At 48.9% G+C, this 26,256-nt stretch carries 28 protein-coding genes; 14 read left to right on the top strand and 14 right to left on the bottom strand.

The genetic code is table 11. The annotated features are described in order from the left end of the window. Window positions 1-2: 2 nt before the first annotated feature. Window positions 3-3,263: an efflux RND transporter permease subunit gene (locus JVX88_RS01635; RefSeq protein ID WP_211625138.1), complete on the top strand. Its 3,261-nt coding sequence runs from the start codon at window positions 3-5 to the stop codon at window positions 3,261-3,263. Further along, on the top strand, window positions 3,241-5,022 hold the full coding sequence (locus tag JVX88_RS01630) for a TolC family protein (RefSeq protein WP_211625137.1): 1,782 nt from the start codon (window positions 3,241-3,243) through the stop codon (window positions 5,020-5,022). The genes JVX88_RS01635 and JVX88_RS01630 overlap by 23 nt, the downstream gene beginning before the upstream one ends. Window positions 5,023-5,047: 25 nt before the next feature. Here the strand turns inward: JVX88_RS01630 and JVX88_RS41690 are convergent, their stop codons facing one another. Beyond that, window positions 5,048-6,883 (bottom strand): type IV pilus twitching motility protein PilT, encoded by a 1,836-nt coding sequence (locus JVX88_RS41690; protein ID WP_315875318.1) that lies wholly within the window; start codon window positions 6,881-6,883, stop codon window positions 5,048-5,050. A gap of 158 nt (window positions 6,884-7,041) precedes the next feature. Beyond that, window positions 7,042-8,637, bottom strand: a complete 1,596-nt coding sequence (locus JVX88_RS01620; protein ID WP_211625136.1) for a methylmalonyl-CoA mutase — start codon at window positions 8,635-8,637, stop codon at window positions 7,042-7,044. Window positions 8,638-8,747: 110 nt separating this feature from the next. On the opposite strand from JVX88_RS01620, the gene JVX88_RS01615 reads away from it, so the two are divergent. From JVX88_RS01615 to JVX88_RS01605, 3 genes are read left to right on the top strand one after another with little or no spacing between them, the layout of a single operon-like run. Next, window positions 8,748-9,422 (top strand): hypothetical protein, encoded by a 675-nt coding sequence (locus JVX88_RS01615; protein WP_211625134.1) that lies wholly within the window; start codon window positions 8,748-8,750, stop codon window positions 9,420-9,422. Beyond that, window positions 9,419-10,033: a hypothetical protein gene (locus JVX88_RS01610; RefSeq protein WP_211625132.1), complete on the top strand. Its 615-nt coding sequence runs from the start codon at window positions 9,419-9,421 to the stop codon at window positions 10,031-10,033. Before JVX88_RS01615 ends, JVX88_RS01610 begins: the two co-directional genes overlap by 4 nt. 20 nt (window positions 10,034-10,053) lie before the next feature. Then, on the top strand, window positions 10,054-11,244 hold the full coding sequence (locus tag JVX88_RS01605; protein ID WP_211625131.1) for a class I SAM-dependent RNA methyltransferase: 1,191 nt from the start codon (window positions 10,054-10,056) through the stop codon (window positions 11,242-11,244). Here JVX88_RS01605 and JVX88_RS01600 read toward each other — a convergent pair. Further along, a complete protein-coding gene (locus JVX88_RS01600) occupies window positions 11,241-11,591 on the bottom strand; it encodes a heavy metal-binding domain-containing protein (protein WP_263975460.1) in 351 nt (116 codons plus the stop codon). The two genes, JVX88_RS01605 and JVX88_RS01600, sit on opposite strands and share 4 nt — an antisense overlap. 100 nt (window positions 11,592-11,691) lie before the next feature. Between JVX88_RS01600 and JVX88_RS01595 the strand changes: the two genes are divergently transcribed. The 7 genes from JVX88_RS01595 (at window position 11,692) to JVX88_RS01565 (ending at window position 15,826) form a co-directional block, all read left to right on the top strand. Next, on the top strand, window positions 11,692-12,678 hold the full coding sequence (locus tag JVX88_RS01595) for a M48 family metallopeptidase (protein ID WP_211625129.1): 987 nt from the start codon (window positions 11,692-11,694) through the stop codon (window positions 12,676-12,678). Then, entirely contained in the window at window positions 12,678-13,079 is a 402-nt protein-coding gene (locus JVX88_RS01590; RefSeq protein ID WP_225931325.1) for a DUF2237 family protein, read from the top strand. Before JVX88_RS01595 ends, JVX88_RS01590 begins: the two co-directional genes overlap by 1 nt. Beyond that, entirely contained in the window at window positions 13,080-13,547 is a 468-nt protein-coding gene (locus JVX88_RS01585) for a DinB family protein (protein ID WP_211625127.1), read from the top strand. A 62-nt stretch (window positions 13,548-13,609) separates the two neighbouring features. Next, window positions 13,610-14,392 (top strand): segregation and condensation protein A, encoded by a 783-nt coding sequence (locus JVX88_RS01580; protein WP_211625125.1) that lies wholly within the window; start codon window positions 13,610-13,612, stop codon window positions 14,390-14,392. Further along, window positions 14,392-14,955: an SMC-Scp complex subunit ScpB gene (gene scpB / locus JVX88_RS01575; RefSeq protein WP_211625123.1), complete on the top strand. Its 564-nt coding sequence runs from the start codon at window positions 14,392-14,394 to the stop codon at window positions 14,953-14,955. Before JVX88_RS01580 ends, scpB begins: the two co-directional genes overlap by 1 nt. Further along, entirely contained in the window at window positions 14,952-15,401 is a 450-nt protein-coding gene (locus JVX88_RS01570) for a hypothetical protein (protein WP_211625121.1), read from the top strand. The genes scpB and JVX88_RS01570 overlap by 4 nt, the downstream gene beginning before the upstream one ends. Then, window positions 15,386-15,826, top strand: a complete 441-nt coding sequence (locus tag JVX88_RS01565) for a hypothetical protein (protein WP_211625119.1) — start codon at window positions 15,386-15,388, stop codon at window positions 15,824-15,826. Before JVX88_RS01570 ends, JVX88_RS01565 begins: the two co-directional genes overlap by 16 nt. A gap of 67 nt (window positions 15,827-15,893) precedes the next feature. Here JVX88_RS01565 and JVX88_RS01560 read toward each other — a convergent pair whose 3' ends face one another. The 5 genes from JVX88_RS01560 to JVX88_RS01540 all read right to left on the bottom strand — a co-directional run bounded on the left by JVX88_RS01560 (window position 15,894) and on the right by JVX88_RS01540 (window position 19,487). Further along, window positions 15,894-17,324, bottom strand: coding sequence for a hypothetical protein (locus tag JVX88_RS01560; RefSeq protein ID WP_211625116.1), 1,431 nt, complete (start codon window positions 17,322-17,324; stop codon window positions 15,894-15,896). Continuing rightward, complete coding sequence (locus tag JVX88_RS01555; RefSeq protein ID WP_211625114.1) at window positions 17,321-17,707, bottom strand: VOC family protein; 387 nt, start codon at window positions 17,705-17,707, stop codon at window positions 17,321-17,323. The genes JVX88_RS01560 and JVX88_RS01555 overlap by 4 nt, the downstream gene beginning before the upstream one ends. Window positions 17,708-17,719: 12 nt before the next feature. After that, the gene (locus JVX88_RS01550) at window positions 17,720-18,181 is read right to left on the bottom strand and encodes a DUF1579 family protein (protein ID WP_211625113.1); all 462 of its coding nucleotides are present in this window, start codon (window positions 18,179-18,181) and stop codon (window positions 17,720-17,722) included. Continuing rightward, window positions 18,181-18,609, bottom strand: coding sequence for a VOC family protein (locus tag JVX88_RS01545; protein ID WP_211625111.1), 429 nt, complete (start codon window positions 18,607-18,609; stop codon window positions 18,181-18,183). The genes JVX88_RS01550 and JVX88_RS01545 overlap by 1 nt, the downstream gene beginning before the upstream one ends. A 182-nt stretch (window positions 18,610-18,791) precedes the next feature. Continuing rightward, window positions 18,792-19,487, bottom strand: a complete 696-nt coding sequence (locus JVX88_RS01540) for a Rad52/Rad22 family DNA repair protein (RefSeq protein ID WP_211625110.1) — start codon at window positions 19,485-19,487, stop codon at window positions 18,792-18,794. A gap of 297 nt (window positions 19,488-19,784) precedes the next feature. On the opposite strand from JVX88_RS01540, the gene JVX88_RS01535 reads away from it, so the two are divergent. Both JVX88_RS01535 and JVX88_RS01530 read left to right on the top strand, forming a co-directional pair. Further along, window positions 19,785-20,186: a helix-turn-helix domain-containing protein gene (locus tag JVX88_RS01535; protein WP_211625109.1), complete on the top strand. Its 402-nt coding sequence runs from the start codon at window positions 19,785-19,787 to the stop codon at window positions 20,184-20,186. A gap of 20 nt (window positions 20,187-20,206) precedes the next feature. Further along, window positions 20,207-20,644, top strand: a complete 438-nt coding sequence (locus JVX88_RS01530) for a hypothetical protein (protein ID WP_211625108.1) — start codon at window positions 20,207-20,209, stop codon at window positions 20,642-20,644. A 110-nt stretch (window positions 20,645-20,754) separates the two neighbouring features. Here JVX88_RS01530 and aroF read toward each other — a convergent pair whose 3' ends face one another. Genes aroF through trpD form a run of 6 tightly spaced genes read right to left on the bottom strand, consistent with a single transcriptional unit; the run spans window position 20,755 to window position 26,252 of the window. Further along, window positions 20,755-21,792, bottom strand: a complete 1,038-nt coding sequence (aroF, locus tag JVX88_RS01525) for a 3-deoxy-7-phosphoheptulonate synthase (RefSeq protein WP_211625107.1) — start codon at window positions 21,790-21,792, stop codon at window positions 20,755-20,757. Between the two features lie 31 nt (window positions 21,793-21,823). Then, window positions 21,824-22,636: a tryptophan synthase subunit alpha gene (gene trpA / locus JVX88_RS01520; RefSeq protein ID WP_211625106.1), complete on the bottom strand. Its 813-nt coding sequence runs from the start codon at window positions 22,634-22,636 to the stop codon at window positions 21,824-21,826. Next, the gene (trpB, locus tag JVX88_RS01515) at window positions 22,629-23,813 is read right to left on the bottom strand and encodes a tryptophan synthase subunit beta (RefSeq protein ID WP_211625104.1); all 1,185 of its coding nucleotides are present in this window, start codon (window positions 23,811-23,813) and stop codon (window positions 22,629-22,631) included. The genes trpA and trpB overlap by 8 nt, the downstream gene beginning before the upstream one ends. Then, the gene (locus JVX88_RS01510; RefSeq protein ID WP_211625102.1) at window positions 23,810-24,436 is read right to left on the bottom strand and encodes a phosphoribosylanthranilate isomerase; all 627 of its coding nucleotides are present in this window, start codon (window positions 24,434-24,436) and stop codon (window positions 23,810-23,812) included. Before JVX88_RS01510 ends, trpB begins: the two co-directional genes overlap by 4 nt. Continuing rightward, window positions 24,423-25,208 (bottom strand): indole-3-glycerol phosphate synthase TrpC, encoded by a 786-nt coding sequence (gene trpC / locus JVX88_RS01505; protein ID WP_211625100.1) that lies wholly within the window; start codon window positions 25,206-25,208, stop codon window positions 24,423-24,425. The genes JVX88_RS01510 and trpC overlap by 14 nt, the downstream gene beginning before the upstream one ends. Next, window positions 25,209-26,252: an anthranilate phosphoribosyltransferase gene (gene trpD, locus JVX88_RS01500; RefSeq protein ID WP_211625098.1), complete on the bottom strand. Its 1,044-nt coding sequence runs from the start codon at window positions 26,250-26,252 to the stop codon at window positions 25,209-25,211. It abuts the gene before it with no gap. Window positions 26,253-26,256: the final 4 nt, after the last annotated feature.

The following is a 26,256-nucleotide window of genomic DNA, read 5'->3' as shown; positions in this document are numbered from 1 at the left end:
TTATGCAATGGTTGGCTGAAATATGTGTTCACAGGCCCGTATTCGCTACGGTGATCGTGCTTTTCTTGACGGTCGTCGGCGGATTCAGCTTTTTTACGCTCGGGGTAGATAGGTTCCCGAAGATCGATCTTCCCACAATATCAGTTAGAACCTCGAACCCGGGCGCGGCGCCGGAAGAGATCGAAAGCGAGATAACAGATGTTGTCGAAGCCGCGCTAAACACCGTCCCTGGGGTTGAAGAGATGCGTTCGAGCTCTTCAAGGGGTAGCTCCAACGTAACTCTTACATTCAACCTTGAAAAAAACCCCGATGTCGCATTTCAGGAGGTCCAGCAAAAGCTAAGCGGTGTTATTGGCCGGTTGCCCGATAGTGCCGATCCGCCCGTAGCTCAGAAGGCGGATCCAGATTCCCAACCCGTACTGCTTTACGTTGTGAGTGCGCCTAGGACGCCGGTAGAGCTTACCGAGCAGGTTGAGACTCTGATCCGAGAGCGGATCGAGTCCGCGGACGGCGTTGGCGAGGTCTTTATGTGGGGGGCTCGCACTCCGCAGATACTTGTAAGCGTAAATCCGGAAAGGCTTCGTGCTTACAATATTGCTGTAACCGACGTTTCGGCCGCGATACGAGCACAGAATCAGGAGCTTCCGGGCGGGAACCTTGTTGAAGGACAGCGGACACTCGGTGTTAGGACCTTAAGTAAATTGACTGAAGTCGAGCAGTTCAATGAATTGGTCGTAGCAACGCGTAATGGGTATCCAATAAAGATCCGTGATATAGGAAAGGTTGAGAAAACCGGCGGCGAACCCAGTTCCGCGGCATCGCTTGACGGAGTCCAGTCCGTATCAGTCGGGATCCGAAAGCAAGCGGGTGCGAATACCATCGCTGTTATCAATAACGTAAAGCAGCGGATGGAAAACATCATCCCGACGCTGCCATCCGATATGAAGGTTGCGATCATCCGTGACCAATCGGAATTCATCGAAAATTCACTTCACGCGATCGAAGAACATTTGATACTCGGCGGGCTGTTCGCTGCTATCATAGTTTTCTTCTTTCTTTGGAATTTCCGCTCTACGATAATTTCCGCTCTTGCGATACCCATCTCGATCATCGCAGCCTTTGCTGCTATAGCGGCATTCGGGTATTCGTTGAATCAGATGACGATGTTGGCCTTGACGCTGATGGTCGGCATTGTCATCGACGACGCAATAGTCGTTCTTGAGAACATCTATCGTTTTGTCGAGGAGAAAGGGATGGACCCGTTCCAGGCCGCGATCGAGGGAACTCGGGAGATCGGCTTGGCAGTGCTCGCAACGACTCTTTCGCTTTTGGCAGTCTTTATTCCCGTCGGATTCATGACCGGTATTGTGGGCCGATTCATGTCTTCTTTTGGCCTTACCGCAGCCGCAGCGATAGCCGTTTCACTGATCGTTTCATTTACGCTTACGCCGATGCTCGCGGCCCGCTGGATCAAAAAACCGAAGCACGAGAATCGGGTGGAAGACGAAGACAGCGGAGGCTCAACTGCAAAAGCAGCCGGCGAATCTAAATCCGGCTGGTTTTGGCAGAAGATCGATACAGCCTACACCTTTATGCTGAGATTAGCGATGCGGTTTCGGTGGGCGGTGGTCCTTATCTGTATCGCGACGGTGGTCTCAATAGTCCCGCTTTACAAGTTCGTTGGTATGGCGTTCTTGCCTGATGAGGACGAATCGCTCTTCCAAGTAAATTTAAGAGGCCCACAGGGAACATCGCTTTCCGCGACTCAGTCGATACTTGATCGGATCGCCCGAGACATCAGGGCCGAGATCCCAGGTGTAAAGAATACACTCGTGCTAGCAGGTTTCGGACGCGGATCGGGTCCAAACAATGGATTTATAAATGTTGCCCTTGTGCCGGTCTCCGAGCGAAAGGAATCACAGTCCGATCTGATCAATCGAACGCGTCAGATAGCCAGGAAATACGCTTCTAAGGAGTATTCGGTAACAGTGTCAGCGTCATCTTCGATCGCCGGGAGCATTGGTCTCGGGCGAGGCGGTTCCGCGGTCGGAATGTATCTCGCCGGCCCTGATATGGCCAGACTCAACGAGTATGCCAATGCGCTTGTTGAACGGATGAAGCAGGATCCAATATTTCGTGACCCTGACAATTCCGTTGAGATCGGAACCCCGGAGATACGGGTTGTGATAGACCGAACGCGAGCAGCAGATCTTGGGGTTCGTGCAGGTGATGTCGCGCAGGCACTTAATATCCTTGCGGCCGGCCAGCGAATCTCAACTTATAGTGAAGGCTCAAAACAATACGACGTAGTTGTCCGTGCTGACGAACCATTCAGGCGAGATAGGAATAACTTCAATCTCTTCTCGGTCGCCTCATCAAATGGCGGGATCATTGGCCTTGATCGCGTGGTAAAACTGGAAGAAGGGCTTGCCCCATCATCGATCAGCCGGTTGAATCGGCAGCGACAGGTGACTGTTTCAGCAGGCCTGCCGCCGAACTCTTCAGAGGCGGATGCTCTCGCAAAACTGCAAAGTTATGTACGCGACCTTCAAATGCCGCCCGAGTATTCCAGCGGCGTAACTGGTCAATCGAAGGAACTTGAAAAAGCGTATGAATCATTTATGTATGCTTTTCTTCTGTCCTTTGTGTTCATGTATTTGGTGTTGGCGGCGCAATTCGAATCGTTCATTCATCCGGTTACGATATTGCTGACGCTTCCACTGGCCGTTCCATTCGCATTGCTTTCGACTGCGATCGCGGGCCAAACGCTTAACATATTTTCGGCGCTGGGGATCTTGCTGCTATTCGGGATCGTAAAAAAGAATGCGATCCTGCAAATTGACCATACAAACACGCTTCGCGCGCAGGGAATGAGCCGTTATGATGCGATCATTCAGGCAAATCGCGACCGACTTCGTCCGATCCTGATGACGACGCTTGCCTTAGTTGCCGGAATGATCCCCTTAACGCTAGGAAGTGGGGCCGGAGCGGCGACGAACCGCTCTATCGGCATCTTGGTCGTCGGCGGACAATCGCTTTGTTTATTGCTAACGCTTCTTGCGGTGCCGGTATTCTATTCACTTTTTGATGATGCCGGCGAGACGAAAATAATGCGGCGAATAAGCGGATCTTTGAGCTCGGTCTTTTCAAAGATATTTCGAAGAGACAAGGTTCGCGATGAGTTCATAAACGAACGAACGGCCGCATCCGTTTCATCAACCCAAAGCGGAGAAGGAGGAATTGAGCCGGAAGCCGCACGTTAACTTCCAATTCTTCATGGCCGCGACCGTTAACACATCATTTGTGGGAATTCTGCGCGTGATTTTATTGACCGCGTTGTGCCTTTTCAGCTTTGCGCCTGGCTCAATTGTTTGGTCGCAGGAGCCTGTGCCAACACCTACACCCTTTGTGGATCCCATTAGTCCGGCAGATGTCATTCCGGCACCGCTGCCAAATGATCCGCCGCCGGTCGCACCAAATTTTGCATCGCCATTGCGGCCGATGCCGAGTTCCGAGCGTATCGGTGTGTCCGCCGACCAGCCGCTAACGTTAACTCTTGACGGCGCGATACAGCTTGCGCTCGACAACAACAATGACATTGATACCGTTCGACGCGAGAAACAGATATCAGAATTCCGACTAATGTCGGCACGTGGCGTCTATGATCCATTCATTGCAGCAGAAAGCTATTACGAGCGCGCGTCAACGCCGACAGCATCGGCAATAGGTGGAGCAGTGAACGGGGCTGTCACCCAAACTCGGTTTTTTGGTAGCGGAGGGATTAGCGGGCTATCGCCTCGATTCGGTGGCAGCTATTCGGCACGCCTTGATGCATCCAGGACCACCACGAGCAATACGAATGCATTCCTTAATCCGCAGTTTCCATCCATTCTTGCATTAGGCTATACACAGCCACTTTGGCGCGGCCTGCGAATTGACAATCAGCGTCGTGTTATCGAGATATCAAAGCGAAACATCGCGATAACAGATTCTCAACTGCGGCAGCAGGCCATAGATGTTGTTGCAGGTGTTGAAAGAGCCTATTGGGATCTTGTTTTCGCAATGCGGAACCTACAGGTTCAGATCGATGCCGTCCGCCAGGCCCGCGACCAGTTTGAGAGCAACCGTCGGCAGGTTGAACGCGGCGTTCTTGCTCCTATAGAACTTGTTGCGGCCGGGGCTCAGATAACCACGCTCGAACAAGCTGTTTACTCTGCTCAGGAAAGCGTGACCCGGGCCGAGAATACCCTGAAAACCCTGATGCTGCCTGATCGTAATGCCCCCGAATGGCAGCGTGCCATAACGCCCGTCTCAGTCGTTGAGATAGATACCCCGACGCTTGGACTCGAGGCATCTCTCGCAGAGGCATTAAGGAATCGTCCCGAATTAGACCAGCTGGCAGAGACCGCTGCGATCAACGAGATAGATAAACGCTTCTTCCGCGACCAGACAAAGCCGGAAATAAATCTTGTCGGCACTTACACATCACAAGGACTGGCAGGAACCGAAACGCCCGCGGCTATCAATCCGACAACAGGCTTAAGTCGGGTACCGCCGAACTTGGTTGGCGGATTCGGGCAGTCGTTCACAAATCTTCTGCAGCAGGATTACCCGACCTTTCGTGTTGGCATCACTATCGGTATTCCGTGGGGAAACAGGGTTGCCAAAGCAAATCTTGGCATCGCTGAAGTTGAAGGGGCAAGGATCCGAGATCTTCGAGACCGGGCCGAACAGCTGATCGAAGCTGAGGTGAGAAATGCACTACAGGCTCTCCGTTCTGCAGAAGCAAGGTTGGCCTCAGCTCGGGCAACACGTGTGGCCGCTGAACAGCTTGCGGAAAGCGAGGAGCGCCAGTTCCGTGCAGGTACGACAACGTTTTATCTCGTCCAGCAACGCCAACTAGAACTAGTGACCGCCAGAAGCCGTGAACTTCAGGCGCGAACAGATCTTAACAAGGCAATATCCGATCTCCATCGAGTTCTCGGCCGTACGCTGGTCGAGAACAATATTGAGCTACGTTAAGTTTTGCTACTTTGCAAGGCTTAGGCTAGATCTTGAAGCCGCCGCGTGTGAGCATCGTCTCAAATCCGGTCTTATCGACCGCCTTTATGTAAGCATCGCGGGGTTCTACAATACCTTTCTGCACAAGCTCAAACAATGCGTCGTTAAGCATTACCATTCCGTTATTCTTTCCGGTTTGCATTGCGGATGGGATCTGGAATGTCTTGCCTTCGCGGATGAGATTGCTGATCGCCGGCGTGACGATAAGCACTTCAAGCGCGGCTATTCTTCCGCCGCCCTTTTTCGGCAGGAGTGTCTGGGCTATTACGCCCTTTAACGATTCCGAAAGCATTACACGTATCTGCTGCTGGCGGTCGGCGGGAAACTGGTCGATTATACGGTCAACTGTTGAAGCAGCGGTTGTAGTGTGGAGGGTGCCGAAAACAAGATGGCCCGTCTCAGCAGTTTCGATAGCGATCGAGATGGTTTCCAGGTCGCGCATTTCACCGACCAGCAGAATGTCTGGGTCTTCGCGGAGCGCGGCACGTAATGCGTCTTTGAACGAATCCGTATGGTTGTGTACCTCGCGTTGGTTTACGAGGCATTTTTGATTGTCGTGAACGAACTCTATCGGGTCTTCGATGGTGATAATGTGGTCTTCGCGAGTTTTGTTGATGTGATCGACCATTGCACAAAGCGTTGTCGATTTACCCGAACCTGTCGGACCCGTAACAACGACAAGGCCTTTAGATAGGGAGCATAGATCCATTATGGCTTTAGAAAGCCCGAGCTGTTCAGCCGTTAGTATCTTTGTCGGAATGATGCGGAAAACCGCTCCCATTCCTTTGCGGTCCATGAAGACGTTGCAACGGAATCTGGCGAGTCCTGCGATCTCGTATGCAAAGTCCGTATCATGACGGCGATCGAATTCCTCACGGTTCTTTTCAGGCATGATCGAAGCAAGCAATTCGCGCATCACCTCGGGAGTCAGTGTTTGCTCCGCACATTCAAGCGGCTGCATCTTACCATCCTTGCGTACCATCGGCGGCATACTTACAGAGAGATGAAGATCAGATGCTCCAACATCAGCCATCCGTCGGAATAGCTCATTCATTCTGTTTTGCATGCCCGGATTATTAGCCTGTCTATTCTTTGCATCCACCGAATTGACTGTAGCAGTATCCATTTTGTTGTTCTGCGGACCAGAAACGTATTCGATCACGGGCGGCACGAATCCCTCCCCTTGAATGAGGTCGTCGCGTCTGCCTGGTGGTTCGTAGGTCGATGTGTCGGAGAAAACGGTTACAAACTCCGGATCATTAGCAGACACGACCTCTATCTCAGGCCCGCCGAAACTTGTGGCGGGCACAGACTCTTCTGCCGAAAGTTCGAATTCAAGCTCAGGGATATTTGTGGCTGGTGTTTCAATTCGGGATTGTTCGTTCATTTGGGCAGATGAGCTTTCAAATACAAAGTCTTGGGCACTTTCTTCGCGAATCGGTTCGATGGGTGAAAAGGTCACATTTTGTGATGGACTATTCGTTTCGAGAGATGACCGTGAAGTGCTAGCCGACTCACTTTCCTTCAATGGCCGGACAGTAACATTGAAACCGGCTGGTGATTTCTGCACCGTAAAGGAGAAGCGGCCAAGGTTGTGCGGATGCACGAATTCAACCTTTGGTTCATTCGGAAGGGTCTGTTTCACATCATCAGGTATCAGCGGAAATACCATAGTGGTGATCTGCGCCCCCTGCAAGGCAGGTGTATCTATGTCCATAACACCGCCCGTTGCGACGATGTAAGGTTTGCGGTTTGGCTCTAGATGCAGTTCCTTTCCAGACGTAGAGACAAGATTCTTGAGAAGTTGATTTAATTGTTCCATCGAGTGTTAGAGAAAAATGGTGGAATGAGGATCGATCGTGCAGTCCCGAGGAACGGCCGAAGCGGCCGAGGACTCTTATGATTTTAACACGTTTTAACGTATCAAAGTAAAGAAAAAAAGAATCTGCATTCGGGGATAAGGTCGCGGACCGAACACTCTTAAATCGTGACGGATTCCTTATATTCTCCCCAGACTTTGCGAAGCGCATGGCTTATCTCACCAACCGTTACGTAAGATTCGACACAGGCAAGAATCTCAGGTAATACATTTTCAGTTCCCGAGGCGGCGGACACGAGTCTGTTTAGAGCGGCATTGGCGAGTGCGGCATTGCGTTTATCACGCAGCGCTTGAACGCGGTCTATCTGATCACGCTCGATCTGCGGATCGACAGAAAGGATTGGTACCGACCGATCTTCTTCTATGCGAAACTTGTTAATGCCCACGACGACTGCATCATCGGTCTCAACGGCCCGCTGATATGTATACGCAGCATCCTGTATTTCCTGTTGAACATAGCCTGTTTCAATAGCGCGCAGCATTCCGCCCATCGCGTCTATTTTTTCGATATATTCAATAGCACGCCGTTCAAGCTGGGTCGTAAGTTCTTCGATCGCGAAACTGCCCGCAAGCGGATCGACGGTGTCAGCAACTCCGGATTCATAAGCTATTACCTGCTGAGTGCGCAAAGCGATACGGGCTGCCGATTCTGTGGGAAGTCCGAGCGCCTCATCCATTGAATTGGTATGAAGGCTTTGGGTCCCACCTAGGACCGCAGCCAATGCCTGAATTGTAGTCCGTATGATATTTACCTCCGGTTGCTGAGCAGTAAGCGTTGAGCCAGCAGTCTGAGTATGAAAACGGAGCATCATCGAACGTCGATCTTGTGCCCCGAATCGTTCCTTCATTATTCTGGCCCAGAGCCTTCTTGCAGCGCGGAACTTTGCCACTTCTTCCAGTAAGTTATTGTGAGAGTTAAAGAAAAACGATAATCGCGGAGCGAAATTGTCGACCTTCATACCGACATCGATGGCTGCCTGAACATAACAGATCGCGTCTGCCAAGGTAAATGCAAGTTCTTGGGCGGCCGTCGAGCCCGCTTCTCGGATGTGATATCCGGATATCGAGATCGTATTCCAATTCGGCACCTCAGATGCGCAGAATTCGAACGTATCGGTGATCAAACGCAACGAAGGTTTTGGCGGATAAATATATGTTCCCCGCGCGATGTATTCCTTCAATATATCGTTTTGTATCGTTCCGCTTACCTTGTCGAACGGGACGCCCTGACGCTTCGCGACCGCCAGATATAAACATAATAGCGTTGATGCTGTAGCGTTTATGGTCATTGAGGTCGAGACCTTGTCAAGCGGTATCCCGTCCAGCAGGGTCAGCATATCTTCAAGACTGTCGATCGCGACACCGACCTTTCCGACTTCTCCGGCTGAGAGAGGATCGTCGCTGTCAAGCCCGATCTGCGTCGGCAGATCGAATGCAACGCTCAAGCCCGTGGTTCCTTGAGAGAGAAGATATTTGTACCTCTCATTCGATTCTGCGGCGGTTGCAAATCCGGCATATTGCCGCATCGTCCAAAAGCGGCCGCGGTACATATTTCGGCGCACGCCGCGGGTATATGGAAACTCGCCGGGCGAGCTGAGATCTCGCTGAAGATCGATCGGTTCCGTGTTAGAGGGGTTAAAATCGTTGGGCAATTCTATGCCGGAGGATGTCTCAAATCGTTCTCGTCTTTCCGTCATTAAAAGGAATTCTATTCCTAGTAAAAGCTATCCGCAATTTGCTAGATAGGGCAGGGTAGTTCTCAAGACCGCCCAAGGTCGTATAATAGGAAGGGTCGGAGAGATTCGCTTTGAATTATTTCAACTATTTCACTGAGATCGAGGATACGTTTGTTCGGCGAAGGGGTAAGAATTTATTGCTTTCACCCCTCGACTGGGCAATGATCGAAACGTGGCAGGAGCGGGGTATTCCGCTTCATATTGTCCTGCGCGGCATTGAAACGGTTTTTGATAATTTCGAGAAGAATCCACGACCGAGGACGATAAAAAGCCTTGTCTTTTGTAAAGAGGAGGTTGAGGCTCTTTTTCAGGAATGGGCGGCAACGCAGATAGGAAAAGCAGAAGGGGTCCCCGTAGATGGAAATGAAAATGATCTTTCTCGTGAGGTAATAAGAAGGCATATAAGTTCACTTATCGAAAAATTGAGAGAAGTTGCCGAACCGCGATTGGGTGAAGCTATCGATCGGGCGACGAAGCGCCTGATCGAACTTAATGAAACGATGGCCGACCGTCCTGAACAGATCGACGGTGCCCTTTCTGACATTGAGGGTATGCTAGAAGAGGCGATGCTATCAAATATCGAATCGGTGCATCTAAAGAAAATAGAGAAAGAGGTGGCCGGAGAACTTCGTCAATATAAGAGCCATATGGAAAAGAGCTCGTATCAACGCACGCACAAGCTTATGTTACTGAAGCGGCTCCGTGAACACTACAATATCCCGCGGCTTACTTTGTTCTATTTATGAGAGCTACATATTCGCTCATCGGCTTATTTTTTATCGTTCTCTCCGTCTCAGCTCAGCCTAGTTCTACCGGGATCAATGGGCAAACTTACACCAATGCAGAACTTAAGTTTCAGATAACGTTTCCTGACTACTGGCAGATCAAGAGTAGTGGGCTCGGTGAAAAGGCAGCGGACATTGGGCTGGAAGCACCCGAGACAATTGACCGGGCAAGCCGTGTTCAAATCAACCGTTCGCTTGAGCGAGTAAGAGTATTATTGACAGCACAGCGTCTTCCGGAAGGAGCATCTGATCCTGCGTTTATTCAGATCTTGGCCGAAGATCTTAGCTTAAATCCCCAGATCAAAGATGCCGTGGATTACTTTGATGCGATCCGAAGCCAATATTTGGTCATGCGTTTGCCCGGCGACTTCAAATACTCCGAAACTGATGCCGAGAAACTCGGGAAGATGCAGTTCGCATTCCTTGATACAGAAACATCCGCGGGGAAAAAGCGGATGTATGCCACGGTGCGACGAGGTGTTGCCATTGTATTCACCCTTTCTTATTCCAAGCCGCATGACCTAAAGGACTTTCGTGATATTCTTGCAAAAGGGGATCTTAACCTTCCTTGAATTGACGCCCTGACTAACCATTGAACATAGAACCAACTCACAGCATCGGGGATGAATTCGAGATCAGGATCGAGCGAATAGTTCCACGCGGTCTTGGACTCGGTCATTCGGGAGGCCTAACCGTTTTCGTTCCGCTCGCAGCCGTCGGTGACAAACTAAATGTACGTATCTATGAAATAAAGGGAAGAAGCGCCTTTGCTGAGATCATTGAGATATTGGAACCATCGTCGGATCGGATCGATCCAATATGTGAATACTTCGGTGAATGTGGCGGTTGTGATCTGATGCAGCTAGGATATGCCGCGCAGCTAGCCGCGAAGCGTGCGATGATCTTAGACTGTTTTCGCCGTATCGCAAAACTGGACCAAGACATCGAGATAAAGATGATCGGCAGCCCGGCACAGCTCGGATATCGGCTCCGGGCACAATGGCATGCGGAACCGGCCGCGGGCAAGATCGGCTATTATCGGCGAAATTCGCGTTCGCTTGTTAATGTGGAAAAGTGCGCCGTTCTATTGCCGGAATTACAGGCTGAACTAGAGCGACAAAGAAGAACATTAGATCCAGCCATCGATGGAAAGACACAGATCGATGCGGCTGTGGGTTCTGAGGGCTTGGTCTCTACATATTCCAACACGGAAAATAAGACAGCAAAAGAGATCTACTTCGAATTCGGTGGTGAAAGGCTGTCGTTTTCAGCAAGAACTTTCTTTCAGGGGAACCGATGGCTCATTGATCGACTCGTTGAAGAGGCTCTAGCTGACGCCAGCGGCGATCTTGCCTTCGATCTTTACTCAGGTGTCGGCCTTTTCACCCTTCCGCTGGCAAGACGGTTCTCCCGGGTTGTGGCCGTTGAGGACAATCCCGTTGCGGTCGAGTTCGCCGCCAAGAATGCAAGCCTAGCAGGGTTAAACAATATTGAACAAAGAAGAGAAAGTGTTCGGAAGTTTCTGGGTTCACGAGAGATGCCTCCGCCAGAATTTGTTTTGCTTGATCCGCCAAGGTCCGGCACGGAACGCGACACGATAATGAATCTTATCGAGTTAGCTCCGCAGCGCGTGTCCTTTGTCGCCTGTGAACCATCTATCTTGGCACGCGATCTCAGACGTTTTATCGGGAGCGGGTATTCTATCAGCGGCGTAGTTGCTCTTGACCTTTTCCCGCAGACCCATCACGTAGAAACGATTGCCCATCTTGAGCGAAATGGCTAGTCTTTTAGTTTGACCGCCGTTCCGTAGGCAAGTATCTCAGAGGCATTTGTCATTATTGAGATTGTGGTAAACCGTAAACTGACGACCGCGTCGGCATCCAGTTCACGGGCGGCGATCACCATTCGGGAGATCGCTTTTTGTCGGGCTTCGGTCAACATTTGCGTATAGCCCGTTATCTCACCGCCAACCACTGATCGTAAGACGGCCAAAATGTCTTTCCCAACATGTTTTGTTTGAACAACATTTCCGGTTACGACGCCGAGCACTTCGCTTATCTCGCGTCCCGGTACCATTTCGGTGTTCGTATAGATCATCTTCTTTGTCATATCGTGTTTATTCAGATCCATCAGTAGCTTTTAACTGATGATATCAATATCACCCTGCAAGTGTTACCAGCCAGCGATCTTGGGGTTGTGTATCGGTGCTCCATTAAACTAGACTTTTGGTATGGCGAAGAAAAAGGATGAAGGTCGCGAGGGAACCGCAGTTGCGAAGGGGTTGTTTATTCGATGCCGGTATTGCGGTCAAAAGAATTCGGTTAAGGAGGGCTATCAAAATAATGCAGCAAATTGCGGTAAGTGCAAGCTTCCGCTTTCTGATGAACCCCACAAGAAATATGCGGATCTTAGGAAGCACGACTACATACATCCCGCGGATAGCAAGGCTCTTGCCGCATTAAAGGCGATACCGGGGATCGACACAGCTCTGAAGAAGCTGCTTGCAGTTACGGGCGAATCTGCCATTCGCGTTACTTTTATGGCGAGCGCCGTCAAGGTGACGCCGAAACAATGCCCGGACCTTTTTGCGAAGCTTCAGATCGCCTGCACCACGCTCGGTGTCGATATGCCGGATCTATTCATCCAGCAGAATCCGATGGTCAACGCATTTACCGGAGGCGTTGAACATCCAATTATAGTGCTACATTCTTCCCTCATAGAAAGACTTAGTGATGAAGAAAGGCTTGCGGTCATAGCCCACGAGGTTGGCCATATTCACGCAGAACACGTGCTCTATCTTACGGCGGCCCGGCTTATGGAAGCTTTGGCAAACATCTCGGTCGCACGTCTTGTCCCGGGTTCGGAGATCATCAAATTCATTGTTTCTGCCGGTATATCAAGCGCATTACTCGCCTGGGCGCGAAGGGCGGAGCTCTCGTGTGATCGAGCGGCGATGCTGGTTGTGCAGGACCCGCACGTTGTCGGCCGAACAATGATGAAGCTTGCTGGCGGAACTATGACTGGAAGGATCGATTATGAGCTTTTTCTTGAGCAGGCCAGAGAATTCCAGAAGAATTATGACGAGAACAAGCTTGATAAATTTTGGGCAGATATCATTAACGCCGGGCTCTCACATCCATTTCCGATATGGCGTGTTTCGGAGATACTGAAGTGGGTTGATTCAGGTGAATATCAAAAGGTAATGGATAATAACTGATGATGAGCAGCACTAATGGCAATGGACACAACCCAAAACCGCGAAATGTTCTCGGCGGCGAACTTGAACCGTGTTGCTTTGATCCAATGACGGGATTTTACCGCGACGGTTATTGTCGTACGGGGATCGATGATACGGGTCGCCATACTGTTTGCATAGAGGCGACGGATGAATTCCTGGCGTTTTCGAAGTCAGTCGGAAATGATCTCTCAACGCCGCGTCCCGAGTGGGCTTTTCCCGGACTGAAGCAAGGCGATAAGTGGTGTTTGTGTATGCTCCGATGGAGAGAGGCTCTCGAACATGGAATGGCCCCGAAGGTTTACTTGAAGGCGACTCATGAAGCTGCACTTACCGTCGTCACTATCGACGACCTTCGACGATATGCTCTCGATCTTGATTGAATGCAGACAATCGAACATCTACGACAACTTTTTGCATACAATGATTGGGCGAATCGACGGCTGATCGTAGCATTGAGGTCATCGCGATCACAGCGAGCATTGGCTATTCTTTCCCATCTTCTCACCACTGAGAATGAATATTACGAAAGGCTTCACGGTAAGAATTCGACAGGTTTTGATTTCTGGCCGGATCGGACGTTGGAGGAATGCGGCGAAGCAGCACGACAAAATGCCGAACGCTTCGATAAGTTGCTTAAGAATTTTGATGATGAAGGGCTTGACCTGCGGGCAAGATACCACACAAGCGAAGGTATTCCCCACGAGAACACATATCGCGAATTGCTGACGCACATTCTCGTTCATTCCACGATCCATCGTGGGAATCTTATGACCCTCATTAGAGAATCAGGGCAAGAGCCCCCTAAGATCGACTATATTATTTATCTTCGGGAAACCAAGTATTTCTAGGCTGCTTATGATCAATGTTTTGTGTGATTCTCAGATAGCTTGCGATCTTACTTTAAGCTAAAATGCCAATTTCCCTGATGCAGGAAGAAGTTGAACAGTATAGCTTTGATTTCCTTACGGAAACGGCCGAGATCGTCGCCGAGTCGCGCGACGAACTTAGTGTGCGCATCGGTGAATTTGCCGGACCGCTCGACCTTTTGCTCTATCTTATCCGACAGGAACAAGCCAACATCTTCGATATCCCGATAGCACGTATAACGGATGAATACGTTCGATATATCCGTCTGATGAGATCTCTTGATATTGCGGTCGCAGCAGATTTTCTTGTGATGGCTGCACAGCTGATCGAGATCAAATCGAAGATGTTACTGCCGCGCGACCCGCTGGCAGAGAAAGAAGAAGCCGAAGACCCCCGTCAGGAACTTGTAGATCGCCTACTCGAATACGAGAAATACAAATCGGCCGCCCAGATGCTCTATGAAAAGGCGACCATCGAACAGGCCGTGTTCCCTCGGGGCAAGATCGACAGCGATGAGAACAATGCCGAGATCAGCGCGACCGTTTTTGACCTGATCACAATTTTCCAAAAGATCGTCGAGCGGCAGAAAGAGAAGATCACGATGGAGATCGAGCGAGACGAGGTCTCGCTTGCCGAGATGATAAAGCGGTTAAGATCACGGATCTTGGAACACGCCGAGCTTAGCCTTGCAGCGTTTTTTGAGGAGTTTGAAACGCGCCGTGAGCTTGTAACAGCATTTATCGCTGTGCTCGAGGTGGTACGCACCGAGAGCGTAAAATTGATCCAGAAAAAGACCTTTGACGATATAATATTGAAAAAAGCTTGATGGCAGAGGTGGCAGCAGAAACGACAAAAAGTGTACGAAGTACCGGTGAGCTTATGGCTCTGGCCGAAGCATTGATCTTCGTTGCCGATGAGCCGATCACTGCCCGAACCATCGCCGACTTGTTGCAGGAAGATCGCCCCAGTGTTGAAGCCGCGCTGCAGGCACTTCGTGAAGAATATGAGAATCGTGAAAGTGGCTTGCAAGTGCGTGAGGTCGCAGGTGGCTGGCAGATCGCTACACGGACAGAGCTGCACGAATACATTCGACAATTTCTAAAGACTCGACCCTCGGCAAAGCTTTCGATCGCTGCTCTCGAAACGCTTGCCGTTATTGCCTACAAGCAGCCTGTAACCGTGCCTGAGATCTTGGAGATCAGAGGCGTGCAGTCCGCGTCGGCAATAAAAACGCTTCTAGAGAAGCGGCTGATCGTAACCAAAGGCCATAAGGAAACAGTTGGCCGACCAATGCTTTACGGGACATCTAAAGAGTTTTTGATACATTTCGGACTAAAGGACCTCTCCGACCTTCCCTCGGTTGAGGACTTTGAAGACCTTGTCGCTTGAAAAGCTGGGAAGAACACGGATCATTGGTCATTCAAGAGACGCCCGCGATCGTGTGGTTTCTCGGCGGATTTTTCATCGTCATCGGAGCTCTATTCGTCTATGGTGCCTTGGGCGGATTTCATAACGTATCTGAGATGGCTGCCTGGGAACGTGTTCTTGCATTCATCTTTGGATCTGTTGGAGCTGTAGCCGGTCTCTGGTTGCTGTGGGGATCTCCAATAACTACCGTGCGGATAGACCGCCAGCGCGGTGAACTGATCATTACCCGTCGAAGGCTGTGGAGTTCTCAGCAAAAGACAGATTCGATCGCGGATGTTCAGGAGTTTTTTGTTACGGAAGATTCTGACTCGGAAGGTGACCCGATCATGTTCGGGCGGTTTCGGTCGAGGACGTTCGCCGCGTGGCTAACAAATATATCAGGCCTGATGATATGGTGTTGGTTGTAGTCGGAGATGCTAGTGAGATCCTTGGCCAGGCCCGTGATTTTGCTGATTCGATCGAGATATTCGATAAGGATGGGGTACCGAAAGAAATGTCAGAATACGAAACATCGGAAAGTGCCGACGCCGCGAATGTCGCCGGCGATTGGAAGCTATCGCTGAATTTCATGGGTAGCGATGTTGAGATCAAGATGTCGCTTGAACAAGACGGTTCCTCGGTTTCAGGAACGCTAACCACCATGCTCGGCGAAGGCAAGATCGAAGGCGGCCGCGTCAACGGCAACAAAGTATCCGCAACCGCCGCAACCGAGATACAGGGCCAATCGGTCGAATTCAACATCAATGGAACCGTCAATGGTGATTCAATAAATGGATCCATCGAATCACCAATGATCCCGAACGCTCTCGAATTCACCGGCACGCGAGCCTGATTTCTTTGTGTTAATGCGGCTCAGTTATAAATTGGGCCTGACAGATGACCTCATTAAACGGTAATATTCATCCGTCATAGAACGAATCTCCGCAGCAGTTGTAACAGGCATAGGTGCTTGCAATTCCAAGCGTCTCATTCACGTCGGGTGTTTGGTTGTCGCGAAGCTCTCGGAAATCTATCGCCAGGGTCTGATTGCGTTTGATCTCTTTCACACCGAGAGAATATCCGCCACCGTCCCAGCTCATAAACGCGGTATATTTCTTTGGTTGATCAGTTTCATTCTTTATGTACAAAATCGTATGGAAATCGCCGTCCGCTTTCCACGGGTAACCGCCCGCGCTTGAAGGCGTCTTTTGTGGATCGAACATCGGAACTTGAAAAACATGTTCTCCGTTCTGGCTCACGCTTTGAACCTGAACGATCAGGGTTCCTTTTGGCGTATCGTATTCGAGCTCAATACCAGCATGATTTACCGAGGCCGGGACATTTGCTCCGTTTAGCAAGTTTTGAAGATTGATTATTCTCGTAGAGCTGGGTGAGATATTCGTTACTGGAACATTTACCGCCGCCATTTCGCCATTCGGCCTTGTGTAGGGAATCTTGCCTCGGATTCTGGAGATCTGATCACTTGTGTTTCGCGCTATAAGCAAAGGCGTTAGGCTTGCTCCGTTTAGATTCTTTAGCCTCAATCCATTTCCATGCCATTTCTGCGAGGTCGTATTTTCAGGGTCGATGAAGGGAAGGGAAGCGGAATAACCGTGACTTGGTTTGGCGACAAACATTCTCGCCAGAACCGCGCCGGGGTTTCCGGTATGTGTGATCGATACTCCACCCTTGTTATGAAGCACGGCGCTTGGACTGCCGACAAGATCGGCCATTATGTCTAAAACTCGAGTTTCACTTCGGGCGAGAGTTATCTGAATAGGAACCGATTGATGTGGAGTTGTCCCATCCACGCTCAAGGTAACGGTAACGCTCGAATAGGAAGTGTTCGAGACGACAAGCCGTGTCTCCATGTTTTCGGTCGGCAGCCACCAGACGTTTTCGAGTTTATTCGAAACAAATTTCGAGGTATAAACAAGCTGTTCTGCCCAGATCAAGCCGTTTTGTTCGTTCATCATCTTGACCTGAGCACCGAGTTGGTAATCGCCGCCCTGATAGTTGATCTTCAGGCTTCCTTCGCGAAAATCGGGCCCGGCCGCTGCAAGCAATTCGTTCATATCAATATCGAGATATGATGTTGCAGGAACGGAAATGGGTGCAAGATGGAGTCGGGTGCCGGTTAAACTATATATCCTCGGCATTGCAAGAATCGGTTCCGGGCCTTTGTTGTTGAGCATCAAGGTGGTCGTCAGATTCGTCCCGAGTTTGTAATAAGTAGCAGAAACTCCATATGTCGGATTCTGGACATTTGACAATTCGATCAGATCATTCCGGGCTCCTTTCGCCGAGCAGCAGCCTCGTTCACTTTCGATACCGGGAAAGATCGACCTCATTGTTCGAATTGGATGACGGCGAAGTTTGCGCCATCGGGGGCAGCGGCCATTGCAATTCGGCCAACGCCGGGAGCATCGAACGGACCATGCTTAATCGAACCGCCATTTTCTTTGATCTTCTCTGCGGTGTCGTCTGTATCTGAGACGGCGATGTAGGCTGTCCAGTGAGACGGAGCATCGCCCCAATTCTCATCCATCGGCATCATTCCTCCGACCGCTTTACCATCAATGTGGATCTCGGAATATTTCATCTCGGTAACCTTTGTCTGTTCCAAATGCCAACCGAACATCTCTTTGTAAAACGTCTCAGCCGCCGAGATGTCCTTAGTCGCCAGTTCGCGCCAGCAAATGGTTCCGTGCTTCGGTATCGTAAATTCCGCCATTTTATTGTCTCCTCAACTGCGGGCAAACTCCGTCTCAACTGCCCATTCTTCGACGCCTTCGGGTGAGACGTTGAACATTAAATATTTGAATGTGTCGCCATTTGGGATGATTTCTGTTCGCCAACCCCAATCCGGATGATCTGGGACAGAATAATGTCCTTTGATATTTACCGCCCCGTTTTCTGAGACGGAGCCTTCACAGGCCATAAGCACATTCTTCGAATGCCATGAATCGGTCCAAAAGGCATTGACCGCATTTGAACCGCCGTTGCCGTTTATGATGATCAATCCTTCCTGCGGTTCGCCTTCGTATTCCCACCTGTAAGCGATCTCCAAGCATTGACCTGAGACGCGTTCGGTCACTGTTGCGGTCGAAGCTGATTCCTTGATCGGATCGGGCATCCATGAAAGGTTCAATTTGTTTGTGCCGGACCATTGTCCAGCAAGCTTCTGTAATTCAGTATGTATACTCATTAGTTCATCGGGATAAGAGTTATTATGTTTATCGCGGCTCCGGTTGGGTCGGCAATGGTCGCAAACCGGCCTACATTGGGTATATTATGCGGCCCAAACAAAACGGCTCCGCCTAGCGACCTAGCCTTGTCGCACGAGGCATCAACATTGTCAACTGAGACGTAGTGTGCAATATGTGCAGGCGGCATATTTCCTCCACATATTTCCTCGGTCAATTCGAAAAGAGCTCCGTCCGGATATCCTTCGCCGCTCGATGCGAATTCCAGATATTCCATATCTTGCCCGGATTTGCTTTGTGCAAACTGCCATCCGAAAATATTTGTGTAAAATGGCTTGCTGCTCGCTATGTCATGGCTGTTGATCTCGGTCCAGCAAAATTCGCCGTGCTTCGGCATCTGGATCGATTCATCTGATCGTGCTTCTGGCATAATGTTCTCCGTCTGAGAATTTTGAATGTGCGCCGTGAAGCATATCACTGTTGATTTTGAGTGTAAATATTAGGTCATTTCTGCAAAAGTTTTGAGCTGTGGGTGGAGAAACTTCGGCCGTAGGGTCAATGGCAGGACGGCCGCCCACAACTCAAAACTATGGCAGCGTGGGAGGAAACAAACTAGCCTACCTTACGCATTGGCGTGGCCGCCGGTTGTTCTTGCAAAAGATCGATCAGCTGAGATGCCGCTTTTCGCGAGAGCTCGTTGATCTTACACTTCATAACTTCTTTGCACATAGCATCCGCATCGACCTTCTGTTCACGGGCAATAGCACGGATCATTCCCATCTGTTTTGTGGTGATGAGGTCGGATATAGTGCGGGCAACGGTATCAGTCAGCTCAGTTTTGTCGAGTGTAACAGAGATATTCTCCACATCACGCTTGTAAAGATCGCGAGCAATTCCAAACTTCACGGCAGCGCGCTTCAGCGCATCGTGCTCGGCTTTTTTTATTCCCATCTCACTGCGAGCAGATCCGGTTCCGATGCCTTCACGAGTTACACCATCAATGGTTATCGCAACTGTTACTACCACATAGTCTCCGAGCGGTTTTATATCCTTTACCGTGTGATTCCAATTCGAAGCCGTTTCATCCAGAATATCGGCGACTGTATGCCATTCTATATATTCAACAGTGCGTGGACGTCCGTCCCGTCCCCGTAACCCTTCGCGATGACGTAGCATTTTTGGCTCTACATTGCTCCGAAGTTCTTTCAGCGTTGAGCGGAATTTGACAACATTTCCACCATCCGCTGAAGTCTCAAATATTTCCGGCTGAACTATATCAATATTTCGCGTTTCTAACTTCTCTTTCATATGCATTCCTCTTTTGGTCATCTCAAACCGTTGGCTGTTAAGGATTCCAGCGGTAATGCCTTTTTACCGCCAACCCGTTCGGCTCGGTTTCTGTTCGCTACCCCCAGGCAATGGGCAACTCAGCAATTTCAATTTGACAGGCCGCGTGGTGTCCTATCTGTGAAACAGCGTATCATAACAAATTATTTGTTGCAAGTATAAAACAAGGTGTTGCATTTAAAATTTCTCTGTGGTATGTTTTATCTATGAAATCTATAGTGCACCTATGACACTTACGACTTACGGAGGCAGGACAATATGTCGTTTAAGAATGAGAACCTTATAAACACTATCGAACTTGGGCGTGCTATCAAGCGCCGGAGGGAAGAATTGGGATTAAGTCTTCGAGATGTTGCTGATGTAACAAATGTATCGGCTTCTACACTCTCGCGGATTGAGAACGGAACCGGTAAGCCGGATGCTGACAATATAGCAAGATTGACCGGATGGCTTGATATGCCGATCGATCGTGTAATGAACAAGAAAAGCAAGACGGATGTTGAGGCCGTTGTTTATTATCCGCATGAACCGACGCCGGAGATCGTGGAAGCGCATTTGAGAGCCGATAAGAACCTTTCACCCGAAACTGCAAAGGCTCTTTCCGAGCTTTTTCGGGTTGCTTATAAACAGTTCAGTGCCCCTGAATCGAAGAACAAGTAGTTAATCATTAAGAGGTAAAAATGCAAAATACAAGTTATCTACGTGCGGTTGGCATTGAATTTGATAATCGTCCGTTAGTTGCGATAAATGAAACAGGTGCTACACCTTTTGCCCTGGATACGACGTTCGTATTGTTCTTTTTGGCGCTGGATTTTGGCCAAGCATGGATCGGACTCGGTTATGAGGGGCTTTTGTCGACAATTACGCTTTTGGCGTTCATCATTCTCCCTTATTTCCTCCTATTTTCGGAAGAGCGGCCTTTGTTTCAAGGATGGGTCGCCGGACGCTTTATTTTGGCTGCGTTTGGTATTGTAATGGGACTTTTGATGAGACAAGCGATAGGTATTCTGCTGCCTGAATGGTTTGCATATATGCCTATGACCCTTTTGATAGCCTCGGCATTTTTTAGCTTGTATTTTCAGCTTTATGGTATACTGCGATTCCGTTTGAGCGCTTAGGCAAAAGGCGACAGACGACCATAATAGATCCGCATATGTTTCGGGACATATGCGGATCTTTTTTAAGATCATTGCTTATACAGAATAACTACGATCGGGTACAGTTCATTTTAATGCGGTGATACCTGTGCGGGTTGAGATGCTGGCGTGAGGGTTTGGTGTAACGCCATCACCTTAGTGTAAAGCTGTTTGAACTGTGTAGGTGTGATTGCTTGGGCTCCGTCACATTTGGCATTTTCGGGCTGCGGGTGAACTTCAACGATCAGGCCGTCAGCCCCGACTGCGACCCCTGCAAGGGCCAATGGCTCCACCATATAGTTATGACCGGTCCCATGAGAAGGATCGATGATTATCGGCAAATGAGATAAACGGCGAACCGCCGGCACTATGGAAAGATCCATAGTATTCCGTGCGTGATCTGCGAATGTTCTGATTCCGCGTTCACAAAGGATCACATTATAATTTCCCTCAGCCATAATATATTCGGCGGCAAGAAGCAGTTCATCAAGTGTAGCGGAAAGGCCACGTTTTAAGAGGATCGGTTTCCTTGTTTTTCCAGCGTACTTAAGTAACGCAAAATTCTGCATATTTCTTGCTCCGATCTGAATACAATCACCATACTTTTCAACCAGATCGATGCCATGTTCATCCATAGCTTCGGTTACAATGTTCAAACCGTAACGCTCACGTACCTCTGCCAAGATCTTTAAACCCTCTTCACCCATTCCCTGAAAGGCATACGGCGATGTCCGGGGTTTGAATGCTCCGCCTCGGAAAAACTTTGCACCGGCGCCAGAAACAGCTTCAGCCGCGGCAAACACCTGTTCAGGACTCTCAACAGCGCAGGGGCCTGCTATGATTGACAATGAGCCATCTCCGATAACAGAATTCCCAATCTTTATCGAGGATTTTTCCGGCTTTAGGTCATTTGAAATAAGTTTGTAAGGTTTTGTAACTCTTATCGTGTCTGCAACACCAGGGAGATTCTCAAAATAGGCAGGATCTATTGAGCCCTTATTGCCGGTAATTCCAATGGCTGTACGGGTTGCACCCGGCATAACATGGCCTCTGAAGCCAAGCTTTTTTATTATTTCGAGCACGCCGTCAACTTCTGTTGAAGTAGCTTCCGGCCTCATTACTATAAGCATAATCGTTTGTCCTTGAAATAAAACTTAAACTTTAGGTTTTGGTCTGTCTGATTGCAACAGGTGGTACGAGTGTCTTGGTAAATTGGACAACCTGTTTAACAAGATCGATATGTCCAAGTGATCGTTCAATCTCCTCAACGATAGCTGAACCCACTACTGCGGCATCGGCATATTCCCAAGTTTCCTCTATCTGTGTTTGTGTTGAAATGCCGAATCCAACGGCTATCGGCAGATCTGTATATGCCCGTATCCTTTCAACAAGTACCTGTGCTGACTTGCTAGTTTCATTCTGCACTCCTGTTATCCCGACCCTGGAAACCGCATAAATAAAACCTCCGGCGTTTGCTGTGATAGTTTTTAGACGCTTGTCACTAGTGGTCGGAGCAACAAGCGAGATAAGATCGAGCCCGTTAGCCCTTAATATGCTTGCTATCTCCAAAGCTGTATGATCAACTGCATCAGTTACGAGCAGTCCGTCTACCCCAGCCTCCGAAGCCTTTTCAGAAAATTGTTGATAACCGAATTTAAGAATAGGATTCAGATAGCTGAAAAGCACTATGGGGGTATCTGTTTCTAACCGGATTTCCTTTACCATCTGTAGGATCTTATGTAAGTTTATTCTCTGTTCCAGTGCGCGTTTTGACGAAGCCTGTATGGTTGGGCCATCAGCCATTGGATCGGTGAAAGGGATCCCGAGTTCTATAATGTCGGCTCCCAGTCTCGCCAATCCGATCACGATCTGTTTTGAGGTTTCGATATCTGGATCCCCAGCGGTTATGAAAGGGATAAAACCTTTTCGCTTATACTGTCTAAGTTCTTTGAATTTTTGTCCGATCCTATTCATTTGTGACTCTATCTACATCTTTATCGCCACGACCTGAAAGATTACAAATAATGATGGAATCTTTCGGCATTTTGCCCGCGATCTTGATGAGGTGGGCTATAGCGTGGGCCGATTCAAGAGCAGGAATTATGCCTTCCGTTGCCGACAGGAACCTAAATGCATCTAATGTTTCATCATCTGTAGCTGATGTATATTCAACCCTTCCTCTATCATGTAAAAACGCGTGCTCTGGCCCGACAGATGCATAATCAAGTCCGGCTGAGATCGAGTGTGTGGTAGATATCTGTCCATGTAAGTCTTGTAACAAGTAACTTTTTGTGCCTTGCAATACACCGATGGAGTGATCAAATGAAAATCTTGCGGCATGCTGGCCGGATGCATTACCAATCCCCCCGGCTTCGACCCCTATCATTCGCACTTTTGGATCACCTAAAAATTCATAGAATAATCCGATGGAATTGGATCCGCCCCCCACACATGCGATCAAGAGATCGGGTGAACGGCCTTCTTTCTCTAGTATCTGAGATCGTACTTCTCGGCCGATTATGCTTTGAAAATCGCGTACCATCAGTGGATATGGGTGCGGTCCGAGAGCTGATCCAAGAAGATAATAGGTGTCAGCCACATTTGTTACCCAATCACGCAATGCTTCATTTATCGCATCTTTAAGTGTTTGAGAGCCTGAATTGACCTCGAGAACTTCGGCCCCCAGAAGCTGCATTCGACGCACATTCAATTCCTGTCTCCGCATGTCTTCGGAGCCCATGTAGATAACACATTGAATGCCGGCTCGAGCGCACACGGCTGCAGTAGCCACCCCGTGTTGCCCCGCACCCGTTTCGGCAATTATTCGTCGCTTCCCCATTCTCCTGGCGAGTAATACTTGTCCGATACAATTATTTATCTTGTGGGCTCCCGTATGATTTATATCTTCACGCTTTAGGTAGATCTTCGCCCCATTCAATTTTTTCGTAAGACGTTCAGCAAAATATAGTGGGGTTGGGCGACCAGCGAAATCATGAAGCAAAGCTATGTACTCGCTTTGAAATGACGCGTCAGTTCTATATGTAAAATAGGCCTCAGTAAGTTCATCGAGTGGAGCAATAAGAGTCTCGGGAACAAAGCGTCCACCATATTCGCCCCAATAACCTTGGTCATCTGGTTCGTAAATTCTCATGCATTTTTTGCCTTTTGAATGAATGTTTTCATTTTTTCTGTGTCTTTCATACCTGGTGACGATTCAACACCGCTTGCAACATCAACCGCGTAGGGCCGTACGGTTCGGATGGCGCGGACCACATTCTCAGTCGTTAATCCGCCTGCCAAATACAGGTAAGGAAAGAGCTCAGTTGCACGATCTGCGATCGCCCAGTCAAAACTTTTACCTGAGCCGCCATAAGAACCTGTTGAAGCGGTATCGAGTAAAACATAGTCGGCCTCGGAACATATTATGCTCGTCAATTTTGTATTTGAGGCTATGCGGATCGCTCTAATTATTTTTTTATCAGTTTTCTGACGTAAGATAGCCAGATAGTTAGACGATTCATCCCCATGTAGCTGGATAGAATCCAAACCGACGAAAGATATCTGATCTGATATAAAATGAATAGGAGCATTAACAAACACTCCTACTTTTTGAATATTTGAGGGCAGCATATTCACTATTTTTCGAGCCTCTTTCGGAGAGATGGATCGTTTGCTCATGGGAAAGAAATTAAAACCAATCTCATCTGCCCCGTATTCAATAGCAGAAATAGCATCCTTAAGATTGGTGATCCCACATATTTTAACCCTCACCATATAGCCTCCTCAGTTCGGCAGACGGGTCGTTGCTGAGCATCAGTTTTTCGCCGATCAAAAATGCATCGTAGCCAAGCGAGTGAAGCTCAGCTATATCACCAGAACTTGAAATACCGCTTTCGGAGATCATTAGCGTGCCTTCTGGCCTCATTTCGATCAGCTGCCGTGAAACATCAAGCGAGACTTCAAAAGTTTTAAGGTTTCGATTGTTGACGCCAATCATCTTTGCGCCAGTATCGATCGCAACCATCATTTCCGTGGGATCATGAACTTCAATGACAACGTCAAGGCCCAATGAATGAGCTAAACTCTGAAAGCTTTCCAAGCTTTTGTAGGATAAGATCGATGCGATCAGCAGTATGGCACTTGCACCTATTCTTGCGGCTTCATAAATCTGGTAATTGTCGATCACAAAATCTTTTAAGAGTATGGGAAGTGCCGTTACATTTCTGATCGGATCCAGATCCTTGACAGAGCCTAGAAAGTGATCCTCTTCAGTTAGTACAGAGATCGCAGCCGCACCGCCGGACTGATACTTTTTTGCCATTTCCATTGGGTTGGTACGATCATTGATTATTCCTTTTGAAGGCGAGGCACGTTTAAATTCTGCTATGATCCTTGGACCTGCAGCACCGATCGCATGCCGGAATGGAAAGGTAATGGTTACATTCCGCTCTGCAGCCTGCCGGATCTTTTCGACACTGCAAACCGCCTTTGTGGACTCGAGTCTTCTTCGTTTGTCTAGAATTATCCTATCCAAAATTGTATTCATTTAGATCTTGTGTCTATTTTGTTTATTTGTGCCAGACACCAGCTGTTCAAACTTATTCATTGCGTAGCCATCTCTGATGCTTCTGGTTGCAATGGCGAAACTGTCTTTGATGGTTCGTGCTCTACCTGTTAAGCAAAGTGCTGCCATTGAATTGATCAGCACAATTGATTCGGCCGAGGTGCCAGCCATTTCATTACGCAGTATTCGCCGTATAATTTGCGCACTTTCATATGGATTTGTGACCGAAAGATCTGAAACAGAACCAGACCTTAAAAAATAATCGCTGGGTTCGATCTGGAATTCGCGAATATTTGTTCCATTTATTTGAGCAACATAGGTGGGGCCGGTGATAGAGATCTCATCCAGTCCATCCTCGCCATGGACTATCCATGACTTTTTCGTTCCTAATCGTGAAAGGGCTGTAGCCATCTTTGGGACCAATTCTTTATCCCATACGCCGATCAATTGATGTGGCGCAGATGCCGGATTACAGAGTGGGCCAACGCAGTTAAAGATGGTGGGGAATCCAAGATTTCGGCGTACTGTTGCTAAGGTCGATGACAGATGATGATATTTTGGGGCGAACATAAAGCAAATATTTATCTTGTGCAGATTTTCTTCGGCAGTATCTCTATCAGTCGCAGGATCAATTCCTAGCTCAGCTAAAACATCTGCACTTCCTGAATTGCTTGTGGCAGCCTTGTTACCGTGCTTTGCAACTGGTACGTCTGCCCCGGCTACCACGAATGCGGCTGCAGTTGAAACATTGAATGTTTTGCTCTTACTTGCTCCTGTGCCGACGATGTCCACAAATGTCTTATGTTTTGAATTTACACGATTCATTCGTCTCCGAAGTATGCTGGCCACTAAATAGATCTCATCAGAAGTGATTCCCTTGTAATGCCAAGCTCTTAGGAGCTCCGCAATGGGTTTCTGCTCTGTTTCGCTGATCAAGGCATCCAGAAACTCCTCAGCATTGTTATCATCGATCGATTGGCCTGACTGAAGATCTGCCGTTATTTTGGTAAGGATGTTCGTTACCACAATT

It is taken from the genome of Leptolyngbya sp. 7M, assembly GCF_018128485.1.
The sequence above is the reverse complement of the archived record's forward strand: the minus strand, read 5'-3'. Positions and strand labels throughout refer to the sequence as shown.